Consider the following 11,408-nt stretch of genomic DNA (forward strand, 5'->3'; position numbering starts at 1 on the left):
AATGAACCGCGTCGCGCGGACTTAAAAAGTCCGCGTGGCGCCAGTAAAATGGTACGGAGCCTGTTTGCGGCCGCCGTGCCGCAGACCCAAACGGAAAATGTATGCCTCAAATCGTTGTGCTGCCTCACGTCGAACTGTGCCCGGAAGGCGCGGTGATCGACGCCGTGCCCGGCAAGAGCATCTGCGACAGCCTGCTCGAACACGGCATCGAAATCGAGCACGCGTGCGAGAAGTCCTGCGCGTGCACAACCTGCCACGTGATCGTGCGTGAGGGTTTCGCCGCCTTGACGCCGTCCGAGGAAGACGAGGACGATCTGCTGGACAAGGCGTGGGGGCTCGAGCCGGCCTCGCGTCTGTCGTGCCAGGCGATGGTGCCGGCCGAGCAGGATCTGGTCGTCGAGATCCCGCGCTACTCGATCAATCACGCGAAGGAAAATCACTAACTGGAGGATGCAGCCATGAAGTGGACCGATACGCAAGACATCGCGATGGCCCTGACTGACAAGCACCAGGACATCGATCCGCAGCAGGTGCGCTTCACTGATTTGCACCGCTGGGTCACCGAGCTGGAAGGTTTCGACGACGATCCTAACCGGTCGAACGAAAAGATCCTCGAAGCGATTCAGGCTGCATGGATCGAAGACGCGGATTACTGAACGCGTGGTTGCGTGCAGTAATGCGTGAATTAATGCGTGCATTGCTGCGTTTCCCGCTGGCGGCGGGGCGCGATTGATTCCGCTCCGGCTGCGGCAAAGAAAAAGGCGATTCCATTGGAATCGCCTTTTTTAACGCCTGGAGAATCTTCAGGTGGTCAGCTTGCCACGAGCGTGCCGTTTTCGACCCGCACGCGCTGGCCTTGCTGGAACGGCGGCGCTTCGTGATACGTGAAGTAGCGCGTCTTGCCGCTTTCCATCCGCACCCGCACGGAATAAGACGTCGTGCTGCGGATGTGTTTTTCAACCGAGTTACCGGCCAGGCCGCCACCGAGCGCGCCCAGCACAGTCATTGCGGTACGGCCGTTGCCGCTGCCGAACTGGTTGCCGACTACGCCGCCGGCCACTGCGCCGCCGACCGCACCGATACCCGTGCCATGACCTTCCTGACGGACCGCCGAGATGCCTTCGACCGTGCCGCAGGTCGAGCAGTAGGCCGGTTGCGACGGCTGTTGCTGGGCGTACTGCGGCGCCGGTTGAGCCTGCTGCTGTTGAGCGTACTGTTGCTGTTGTTGCTGCGTCGGCGCCGGGACGCGTTGAGGCGCTTGTTGCTGCGCTGCCTGCTGTTGCGCTTCGGCCTGCGCGGCTGCCTGTTGAGTGGTCGGGTTTGCCGGCGCCGCCGAATCGACCACGCCCGGTTGGGTGCTCACTTGCGCAGCCTGGGTCTGATCGGTTTGCGAGCCGCTACTCGACGCCTTCGGGAACAGGCCCGTGACGGCTGCTGTCGCGGCAAGGCTTGCGATGATCACTGCGCCCGCCGCAGTAGCGACAAGCGGATGAAGACGACGTTGTTGCGTGGGTTTGGTATCTGGATTATCCATATTGGCCTCCGTCTGGAGCAGAGTCGACTGTTATTGAGACTGAGTGTCGGGCAAATCGATCCCGGAAGGGTTTCAATTTGTAACCATTTCCGGGCAATCATCGCGGCGCTTTCGCGTCAAAGTGCGCGCAGCGCGGCGGGGTGCCTGATTTCTTGCGGGTCCGCAGCAACTTAAGAAAACCGCGGCCCAGCGGCGAATACGCGCTTTTTACCGATGGTTACAAACTGTCAGGATTTGGCTGTCGGTGTTTTTCACGCATCGCAAGAAAAAACGCCCGACATCAAGCCGGGCGTTTTTCTTTTGCAAACCGCGCAACGATCAGTCTTCGCGGCGCAGATGCGGGAACAGAATCACGTCGCGAATACTCGGGCTGTCGGTCAGCATCATGACCAGACGGTCGATGCCGATGCCGCAGCCGCCGGCCGGCGGCATGCCGTACTCCAGCGCGCGGATGTAGTCGGCGTCGTAGAACATGGCTTCTTCGTCGCCGGCGTCTTTCTGGTCGACCTGCTTCTTGAAGCGGGCAGCCTGGTCTTCCGGATCGTTCAGCTCCGAGAAACCGTTGGCGATTTCACGGCCCGTGATGAACAGCTCGAAACGCTCGGTGATGCCGGCGAACTTGTCCGACGCGCGCGCCAGCGGCGACACTTCGATCGGGTAGTCGATGATGAAAGTCGGCTCCCACAATTGCGACTCGGCGGTCTCTTCGAACAGCGCCAATTGCAGCGCGCCCACGCCCGCGTTCAGGAACTGCGGCTGCGACGCGTCCACGCCGAACTTCTTCAGTTCGGTGCGCAGGAAAGCGTCGTCGCCGAGTTGTGCGTCCGTGTATTGCGGCGCGTACTTCTGGATCGCCTGGCTGATCGTCAGACGATGGAACGGCTTGGCCAGGTCCAGTTCACGGCCCTGATAGGTGATCGTCGCGCTGCCGAGCGAATCGACCGCCGCCTGGCGGATCAGCTGCTCGGTGAAGTCCATGATCCACTTGTAATCGGTGTAGGCCGCGTAGAACTCGATCATCGTGAATTCCGGATTGTGGCGTATCGACACGCCCTCATTGCGGAAGTTACGGTTGATCTCGAACACACGCTCGAAGCCGCCGACCACGAGGCGCTTCAGATACAGTTCCGGCGCGATGCGCAGGAACATTTGCATATCGAGCGCGTTGTGGTGCGTGGTGAACGGCTTGGCCGCCGCACCGCCCGGAATCGGGTGCAGCATCGGCGTTTCGACTTCCATGAAGTCGGCATCCGACATGAACTTGCGGATCGACGAAATCGCCTTGGTGCGGGCGACGAACGTCTTGCGCGTTTCCGGCGTGACGATCAGGTCGACATAGCGCTGGCGGTACTTCATTTCCTGGTCGGCGAGACCATGGAACTTGTCCGGCAGCGGACGCAGCGACTTCGACAGCAAACGCAGTTCGGTACAACGCACCGAGAGTTCGCCCTTGTTGGTGCGGAACAGCACGCCACGCGCCGCGACGATGTCGCCCATGTCCCACTTCTTGAAGGCGTCGTACGTTTCCTGACCGATGTCAGCGGGCGTGATGAAGAACTGGATCTGACCCGAACCGTCGCGCACGGTCGCAAAGCTTGCCTTGCCCATCACGCGCTTGAGCATCATGCGGCCGGCGATCGCGACTTCGAGCGGATTCGCTTCGAGCGCTTCCTTGTCGGCCTCGGCATATTTCGATTGCAGATCTTCGGCGTGATGCGTGGGGCGGAAATCGTTCGGATAGGCGACGCCTTGCTCACGCAGTTCGCGCAGCTTTTCGCGGCGCTCGGCCATGATCTTGTTGTCGTCCCCCTCGGGCGCGGCATTAGGCTGGGTCGGTTCGGTCATGATGGTTTGGTATTCGGTGGCCCGCACCAGGATGGTCCGCATGCGGGTGGCCAGTCAGTAAAAACCTCAGGCGCTATAACAAAGATGCACAAAGATGCAAAGATACGGCGCGGCGATGTCAGGCAGGCCGCGCCGGGTGCGCCTAGACGCCCTGTTTCAGGCTGGCGCTGATGAACGGATCGAGGTCGCCGTCGAGCACGCTCTTCGTATTGCTGATTTCGACGTTGGTGCGCAGATCCTTGATACGGCTGTTGTCCAGCACGTACGAGCGGATCTGATGTCCCCAGCCCACATCGGTCTTGCCGGCTTCGAGCTTGTCCTGCTCTTCCTGGCGCTTGCGGATTTCCGCTTCGTACAGGCGCGATTTCAGCATGGCCATGGCTTCGGCGCGGTTGCGGTGCTGCGACCGGTCGTTCTGGCACTGCACGACGATGCCCGACGGCATGTGCGTAATCCGCACGGCCGAATCGGTCTTGTTGATGTGCTGACCGCCCGCGCCGGACGCGCGGTACGTGTCGATGCGCAGATCGGCCGGATTGATGTCGACTTCGATCGAATCGTCGATTTCCGGATACACGAACACCGACGAGAACGACGTATGGCGGCCACCCGACGAATCGAACGGCGACTTGCGCACGAGGCGGTGCACACCGGTCTCGGTGCGCAAAAAGCCGTACGCGTATTCGCCTTCGATCTTGATCGTGGCGTTCTTGATGCCCGCGACGTCGCCTTCGGTCTGTTCCAGCACTTCGGTCTTGAAGCCCTTGCGCTCGCAGTAGCGCAGGTACTGGCGCAGCAGCATGGACGCCCAGTCGCACGCTTCGGTGCCGCCGGCGCCGGCTTGAATGTCGAGGAAGGCGTTGTTCGGGTCGGCCGGATTCGCGAACATCCGGCGGAATTCCATGTCGGCGACGCGCTGTTCGATGCCTTGTGCGTCGGATTCGCAGGCGAGGAGGGTTTCCTCGTCGTCTTCTTCGCGGGCCATGTCGAACAGGTCCTGCGCATCGCGCAGGTCGTTATCGAGCGACGTGAGTTTGCCGACGGTATCGTCGAGCAGTTTCTTTTCCCGGCCGAGGGCCTGGGCGTGCTTCGAGTCGTTCCAGACGTCCGGGTCTTCGAGTTCCCGGTTGACTTCGATCAGACGTAATGCCTTGTCGTCGTAGTCAAAGATACCCCCGTAGCGAGTCCGCGCGCGTGCGCAGGTCCGCCAGTGAGGCTTCGATCGCGTTGAGACGTTCCGCTTCCATGTCGATCTTTTATAGCTTCGTAAAAAGGAGAAATTATAGCCGATCGGCGCCCCGCGCCGGAGGCTGTTGAGCGATCCGGCGCGGGTTTGGGGTTGATTTTGCGGTGTTTTTCGACGCTTTCGAGCGATGCCGGGCAAGCCGCGGTGCAGATGGCCGTGTGTCGCCGGCGCACGCGTTACGCGCAAATCTCGCGGCGCGAACCCAGGCCGATGGCCTGTGCGCGTGTCAGCTCGCCGCGTGCTCGACGATCAATTGCACGCGCGACACGCCATTCCACGTGTCGCTGGCCAACCGGTAAGCAACGGTGGTGCGCGCGGGCAGCGTGTCGGTGTGATTGAACCAGATCGCGTTGAAACGCTGGCGGCCACGCACCAGTTGCAATTTCAGATGCTTGTCCTTCACCAGCGCCTGCGAGGCAATGTCGAACTCGCCGGAAAACACCGGCGCCGGGAAGCCCTGGCCCCATACGGCAGCGTCGAGCATTTCGACGAATTGCGGCGTGAAATAGGCGTCTTCGAGTTCGCCGTCGGTTTCCACCGTGCGCGAGAGCGCTTCTTCGGAGAGCCATTCGCGGCCCACTGCCTCGAACGCGGCGGTGAAGCGCGGCACGTCGGCAGCAGCCATCGTCAGGCCCGCGGCCATTGCGTGGCCGCCGAATTTGACGATCAGGCCCGGCTCGCGCTTCGAAATCAGATCGAGCGCGTCACGCAGATGGAAACCCGAGATCGAGCGGCCCGAGCCTTTGACGAGCTGGCCGCTGTCGTCGGCGAGCGCGAACGTGAACGACGGCCGGTGGAATTTCTCTTTCAACCGTCCGGCGACGATGCCGATCACGCCCTGGTGCCAACTCGGATTGAACAGCGTGATGGTGGTCGCGCCCTCAGGATCGATCGCCGAGAGGTCTTCGAGCGCCTGCTGCTGCATGCCGGCTTCGATTTCGCGACGCTCGCGGTTCATGGTGTCGAGCTGCTGCGCGAGATCCCATGCGCGGCCGATGTCGTCGGTGGTCAGGCATTCGATGCCGAGCGACATGTCCGACAGACGGCCGGCCGCGTTCAGGCGCGGCCCGAGCGCGAAACCGAGGTCGAAACCCGACGCGCTGCGGGCGTCGCGCGCGGCGGCGCGAAAGAGGGCGGCAATGCCCGGCTGCATCTTGCCCTTGCGGATCCGCTGCAGACCTTGCGCGACCAGCACGCGGTTATTGCCGTCGAGCTTGACCACGTCGGCGACGGTGCCGAGCGCGACCAGATCGAGCAGGCCGTCCAGACGCGGTTCGGGGAAATCGTCGTTGAAGGCGCCGCGGCGGCGCAATTCCGCGCGCAACGCCAGCAGCACATAAAACATCACGCCGACACCCGCGATGCACTTGCTCGGGAACGTGCAGCCCGGCTGGTTCGGATTGACGATCGCGCGGGCCGCGGGCAGTTCGTCCCCGGGCAGGTGGTGATCGGTGACCAGCACGTCGATGCCGAGCGCATTGGCTGCTTCCACGCCGTCGACGCTGGCGATTCCGTTGTCGACCGTAATCAGCAGTTCCGGCTTGCCCGACGCACTGCGGGCGGCCAGCGCGACGATCTCAGGCGTCAGGCCATAGCCGTATTCAAAGCGGTTTGGCACCAGATACTCGATCTGGCCGCCGAACATGCGCAAGCCGCGCACCGCGACTGCGCAGGCGGTGGCGCCGTCACAGTCGTAGTCGGCGACCACCAGCATGCGGCGCTTGTTCTGGATCGCGTCGGCGAGCAGCGCGGCGGCGTTTTCGCAGCCTTTGAGCCCGGCGGGCGGCACGAGCCGCGCGAGACCGGTTTCGATTTCATCGGGCATGCACACGCCGCGCGCGGCGTACAGACGCGCGAGCACCGGATGCAGGCCGTGGCGGGTGAGGATTTCGGCGTCGACAGGTGAAGCGGCGCGCGTAACGATTCTAGTCATTCGGAAAGGCCGTGGATCGTTCGATAGGTCATTCGAAGGGTCATTCGATGAAGAGCGAGGCGAGCACGCGCCGCCGCCAGAATTTACGCAGATCGCCGCGCGTGATCGTGAGCGTCACCGAGCCGGTGTCGCCACACAGCGTCAGGGCGAGTTCGTTTAACTGGCCGGACTGCAGCGCTTGCAATGCAGGCTCGAACCAGTCAATTTGCAATGCGGCGAAGGCGTCGTTCCAGCGCGCCCAGTCCTGCTCGATATAGGGCGCGGAGAAAGGATCGAGTTCGACCAGCGTGGCGCCGTTGGCCTGTGTGTCGGCGGACGCGCCACCCGACGTGTTGCCAGAGGCGCCGTTCGCCGAAGTAGCGGCCTGGAACGCCGCAAACGACGCCGGCGGCGCCGCGGTCTGGATGCCAGACGTCATGGCGAGGCCGCGCGTCGCCGCCGCGTCGGAGAACACTCGCGCGAACGGGCTGCTGACCGGTTGCGCCGCGCCTTGTGCGTGAAACCAGATCGAGTTGACAGCCGGCAGGCCACGCGCCTCGCGCGCTTCATTGACGGGGTGCTCGAACCACGCCATCTGCACTTCGTTCTGCAGCTTCATCCAGGCGCGCGAACGGTCGCCGGAGTGGGCTTCATGCGGCAGCCAGATTTCGATGTTGCGACCGCTTGCGCGCAATGGCGACGCTCCGGCCAGCGTGCCGAAGCCGTCGCCCGACAGGTACCAGCGTGCGGGCTTCGGCGCTTCGATGCGCACGCCGAGTTCCTCGATCAACGGCCGGGCGATTGCCAGCAGCACGCTGGCTTCATCGTCGGACAGTTCGAGCGAGGCCGGATCGATCAGCACCAGATGGTCGTGCGCGATACGCACGTGCACCGGCTGCACGCAGGCCCACGTGGCGTTGCCGGGCTCGCCGCCATCGGCGCGCAGCATGTAAGGGGCAAGCGGCGCTTCGTCCGCGGCCGCCGCGCCGCTCGGCAGCGCGCCGAACTGGCGCGCCACCCAGCGCTCGTGCGGCAGCGTGCGCTGAAAATCCTCGCCGACCACCCGCTCGACCAGCGTCGCGCGGGCGATCAGCCGGTCGAGGGCCGGACTCTGGATGTCGTGCAGGGCGGTGGAGGCGTCCGCTGCGGCGGGCAGCGCGAAGGGCAGGAGAAGATGAAGACGGTTGGCGTGCATGATGCTGCGCATTGTAGGGCAAAGAGTGCGAGTATTCAGACCATATCGGCGGATTCGGGCACCCCATCCGGGCCCCGCCGATGGCAGCAGCCGCGCGCGGCGGCACCGCGCCCATGACGAGGGAGACCGACATGTCGCGTGAACTGAAAACCGAGCAGGAACTGCTTGGATTGGTCGTGCAGGCGCTCGACGCCAATCCGGCCACGGCCGGCTGGATCCCGACCGGTTTCCACGAGACCGTCGAGGACGAGGACGGCTGCAACTGGGATATCACCCATCTGCATCGCGATCGTAAGGATGCGGAAGTGCGCGACGTTGCGGCCAGCGAAGCGGCCGGGATCATCAATGGTCTGAGGAGTCGCTACAACTTGCGCTAGGGCGCGGGCCGCTCGAGGCGGCGGGCGGGCCCGCTGTCGCCGCGAACGTGATGCTCGATGCGTGGTGCTCGATGCCGCCGGCAGGCCGTTGCGTTCGCCGTGAGCCCCGCGTGCAAGGCCTTTGCGCGTGTTCGCGGCATTGTATGGCAAACTTCGCGCTTGATTGACGGTAGTGGCGGCAGGGACGGGGCAATGGCTCCGGTGGCGCGGGGGTTGCCTGGGCTACAGGAGCGCACCGGAACGTCATACCGGAACCATCCGGGTTGCCGCGACACCAATGATCACGACGCTCGGGGCCGCATGACAGGTGTGACAGCCACAAGCTGCCGCCGCCATGCGCGGCAAAAGGCCCGTGAGCAGACGAAGAACGCAGAAAAGGATTCGCTTGAAATTTCCCTACGAATGGCAGATTGGCTGGCGCTACACCCGCGCCGGCAAACGCACGACCGGCAACGGCTTCATTTCCTTCATCGCGCTCGTGTCGATGTCGGGCATCGCGCTCGGCGTCGCGGCGCTGATCGTCGTGTTGTCCGTGATGAACGGCTTCCAGAAAGAGGTGCGCGACCGGATGCTGTCGGTGCTCGCGCACGTCGAAATTTTTTCGCCGACCGGTTCGATGCCCAACTGGCAATTGACCGCCCAGGAAGCGCGCCAGAACAAGGAAGTGATCGGCGCGGCGCCGTATGTCGAAGCGCAGGCGCTGCTCACGCGCCAGGACGCCGTGAGCGGCGTGGCGCTGCGCGGTGTCGAACCCTCGCTCGAGCCCGAAGTATCCGACATCGGCAAGGAGATGAAGGGCGGCAAGCTGACCGACCTCGTGCCGGGCGACTTCGGCATCGTGCTGGGCGCGGACCTCGCCACCAATCTTGGCGTGACGGTCAACGACAAGATCACGCTGGTCGCGCCCGAAGGCACCATCACGCCCGCCGGCATGCTGCCACGGCTGAAACAGTTCACGGTGGTGGGCATCTTCGAGTCGGGGCATTACGAATATGACAGCACGCTCGCGCTGATCAACATCAAGGACGCGCAGGCGCTGTTCCGGTTAGCAGCGCCAACCGGCGTGCGGCTGCGCCTGACCGACATGCAGCGGGCGCCGGAGGTCGCGCATCAACTGGCGCGCAGCCTCTCCGGCGATTTGTATATTCGCGACTGGACCCAGCAGAACAAGACCTGGTTCTCGGCGGTGCAGATCGAAAAACGCATGATGTTCATCATCCTCACGCTGATCATCGCGGTGGCGGCGTTCAATCTGGTGTCGTCGCTGGTGATGACGGTGACCAACAAGCAGGCCGACATCGCGATTCTTCGCACGCTCGGCGCGCAGCCCGGCTCGATCATGAAGATTTTCGTGGTGCAGGGCGTGACGATCGGCTTTATCGGCACGGCGACCGGGGTCGCGCTCGGCTGTCTGATTGCGTGGAGCATTCCATGGCTCGTGCCGATGATCGAACATCTGCTCGGCGTGCAGTTCCTGCCGCCGTCCGTGTATTTCATCAGCGAACTGCCGTCTGAACTGATTCCCGCCGACGTGGCGCGGATCGGCATCATCGCGTTCCTGATGTCAGCGCTGGCGACCCTTTATCCGAGCTGGCGTGGTGCGAAAGTCCGTCCTGCGGAGGCACTGCGCTATGAATGACCGTTCCACTAGCCTGTCCATGGCCGATCAAAATACCGCGCTGCATCCCTATGTGCTGGAAGCGACCGGCATTTCGAAGTCGTTCGTGCAGGGCGGCCTCAATGTGCAGGTGCTCAACAACGCGCAACTGAGCGTGCGGCGCGGCGAAAAGCTGGCGATCGTCGGCGCGTCGGGATCCGGCAAGAGCACGCTGTTGCACGTGCTCGGCGGTCTCGACGATCCGAGCGCGGGCCATGTTTCGGTGATGGGCAAGCCTTTTACGAAGCTCTCCGAGCGCGAGCGCAACGACCTGCGCAATCGCGCACTGGGTTTCGTGTATCAGTTCCACCATCTGCTGCCCGAATTCACCGCGCTCGACAACGTCGCCATGCCGTTGCGGATTCGACGCATGACGACCGAAGCCGCACGGCGCGAAGCGCTCGCGGTGCTGGAGCGCGTCGGCATGGGGCATCGGGCGAAGCATCGTCCGGGTGAGCTGTCGGGCGGCGAGCGTCAACGTGTCGCGATTGCGCGGGCGCTGGTGACGAAGCCCGCTTGTGTACTCGCCGACGAACCTACCGGCAATCTGGACGGCGGCACCGCCGACACCGTGTTCAACCTGATGCTCGAACTGTCGCAAACGCTCGACACCAGCTTCGTGATCGTCACGCACGATCCGGAACTCGCCGGACGTTGCGACCGGATCATGCGCTTGCGCGACGGCGTATTGCACGAAGAGCCGCCGGTGCCGGTTTAAGCACCGCGCGGAACGTGAGCGATGCTCCGCCACCTCCGTCACTAACGAGGCGCGCCATGTGGATCGATACGCACTGCCATCTCGACGCTTCGGAATTCAACGCCGATCGCGACGAAGTCGCCGAGGCGGCGCATCGAGCGGGCGTAGGGCGTATCGTGATTCCTGCGATCGGTCGCGAGAACTTCACGACAGTGCGTGAACTCGCGCATCGCGTCGATGGTGGCGCGTATGCGCTGGGCATCCATCCGCTCTTCACGCCGGGTGCTGAGGAGCGCGATCTCGACTTGCTGCGCATGGAAATCGAGGCGAGTCTCGACGATCCGCTGTTCGTTGGTATTGGCGAGATCGGCCTCGATTATTTTGTCGAAGGTCTCGACGATGCGCGCCAGCAGTTTTTCTACAACGGTCAACTTCAACTGGCGCGCGAATTCGATCTGCCGGTGATTTGCCACGTCCGCAAATCGCAGGACCAGGTGATCAAAGGGCTGCGGCGGCATCAGATTCATCGCGGCATCGCACACGCTTTCAACGGTAGCTTCCAGCAGGCTCAGGCGTATATCGACCAGGGCATGCATCTCGGTTTCGGCGGCAATCTGACCTTCGAGCGGGCGCGGCAAATCCGCCGCCTTGCGGAGCAATTGCCGTTCGACGCGCTGGTCGTCGAGACCGACGCGCCGGACATCGCTCCTTCCTGGATGTACAAGCAGCGCAACTCGCCGGATCAGATTCCGGCCATCGGCGCGGGTCTCGCACAACTGCGCGGCATGACCGCCGACGAAGCCGCCCTAGGCACAACGGCTAACGCGCTCGCCGCGCTGCCGCGGCTCGCACTTTCCTCTGCATAATTGAACGCGATGGTTTGAGTGATTCGCGCCGGGCGGAACACATGCCTGGCGGGCTTGCTGACGCCTGCTCGCTGTGCGT

Annotated in this window: 11 protein-coding genes; 6 read left to right on the top strand and 5 right to left on the bottom strand. The window is 63.5% G+C overall.

What is annotated here, in order from left to right; translation table 11 throughout:
• Positions 1 to 101: 101 nt before the first annotated feature.
• On the top strand, positions 102 to 443 hold the full coding sequence (gene fdx / locus R8871_RS29740) for an ISC system 2Fe-2S type ferredoxin (RefSeq protein ID WP_097389705.1): 342 nt from the start codon (positions 102 to 104) through the stop codon (positions 441 to 443).
• A 15-nt stretch (positions 444 to 458) separates the two neighbouring features.
• Complete coding sequence (iscX, locus tag R8871_RS29745; protein ID WP_007181290.1) at positions 459 to 656, top strand: Fe-S cluster assembly protein IscX; 198 nt, start codon at positions 459 to 461, stop codon at positions 654 to 656.
• Between the two features lie 155 nt (positions 657 to 811).
• On the opposite strand, the gene R8871_RS29750 is transcribed toward iscX, so the two are convergent.
• The 5 genes from R8871_RS29750 to R8871_RS29770 form a co-directional block, all read right to left on the bottom strand.
• Positions 812 to 1,534 (bottom strand): glycine zipper 2TM domain-containing protein, encoded by a 723-nt coding sequence (locus R8871_RS29750; protein WP_175053672.1) that lies wholly within the window; start codon positions 1,532 to 1,534, stop codon positions 812 to 814.
• A 318-nt stretch (positions 1,535 to 1,852) separates the two neighbouring features.
• The gene (gene lysS / locus R8871_RS29755; RefSeq protein ID WP_175053739.1) at positions 1,853 to 3,379 is read right to left on the bottom strand and encodes a lysine--tRNA ligase; all 1,527 of its coding nucleotides are present in this window, start codon (positions 3,377 to 3,379) and stop codon (positions 1,853 to 1,855) included.
• A gap of 142 nt (positions 3,380 to 3,521) precedes the next feature.
• Positions 3,522 to 4,626, bottom strand: a protein-coding gene (gene prfB, locus R8871_RS29760) for a peptide chain release factor 2 (RefSeq protein WP_175053673.1) whose coding sequence is annotated in 2 segments (ribosomal slippage) — positions 3,522 to 4,544 and positions 4,546 to 4,626 — 1,104 coding nt in all. Because the reading frame shifts where the segments join, the coding sequence is not laid out codon by codon here.
• 225 nt (positions 4,627 to 4,851) lie between these two features.
• The gene (gene recJ, locus R8871_RS29765; RefSeq protein WP_175053674.1) at positions 4,852 to 6,558 is read right to left on the bottom strand and encodes a single-stranded-DNA-specific exonuclease RecJ; all 1,707 of its coding nucleotides are present in this window, start codon (positions 6,556 to 6,558) and stop codon (positions 4,852 to 4,854) included.
• Positions 6,559 to 6,598: 40 nt separating this feature from the next.
• Positions 6,599 to 7,744, bottom strand: a complete 1,146-nt coding sequence (locus R8871_RS29770) for a regulator (RefSeq protein WP_175053675.1) — start codon at positions 7,742 to 7,744, stop codon at positions 6,599 to 6,601.
• A 119-nt stretch (positions 7,745 to 7,863) separates the two neighbouring features.
• Between R8871_RS29770 and R8871_RS29775 the strand changes: the two genes are divergently transcribed.
• The 4 genes from R8871_RS29775 (at position 7,864) to R8871_RS29790 (ending at position 11,329) form a co-directional block, all read left to right on the top strand.
• Positions 7,864 to 8,109 (top strand): hypothetical protein, encoded by a 246-nt coding sequence (locus R8871_RS29775; RefSeq protein WP_093633549.1) that lies wholly within the window; start codon positions 7,864 to 7,866, stop codon positions 8,107 to 8,109.
• A 385-nt stretch (positions 8,110 to 8,494) separates the two neighbouring features.
• Positions 8,495 to 9,748: a lipoprotein-releasing ABC transporter permease subunit gene (locus tag R8871_RS29780; protein ID WP_175053676.1), complete on the top strand. Its 1,254-nt coding sequence runs from the start codon at positions 8,495 to 8,497 to the stop codon at positions 9,746 to 9,748.
• Positions 9,741 to 10,484 carry a lipoprotein-releasing ABC transporter ATP-binding protein LolD gene (lolD, locus tag R8871_RS29785; RefSeq protein WP_097389698.1) on the top strand — a complete coding sequence of 248 codons (744 nt, stop codon included), beginning with the start codon at positions 9,741 to 9,743 and terminating at the stop codon, positions 10,482 to 10,484. Before R8871_RS29780 ends, lolD begins: the two co-directional genes overlap by 8 nt.
• 56 nt (positions 10,485 to 10,540) lie before the next feature.
• Entirely contained in the window at positions 10,541 to 11,329 is a 789-nt protein-coding gene (locus tag R8871_RS29790) for a TatD family hydrolase (protein WP_175053677.1), read from the top strand.
• Positions 11,330 to 11,408 lie beyond the last annotated feature (79 nt).

It is taken from the genome of Paraburkholderia sediminicola (assembly GCF_902859805.1).
Taxonomy (GTDB): Bacteria; Pseudomonadota; Gammaproteobacteria; order Burkholderiales; family Burkholderiaceae; genus Paraburkholderia; species Paraburkholderia sediminicola.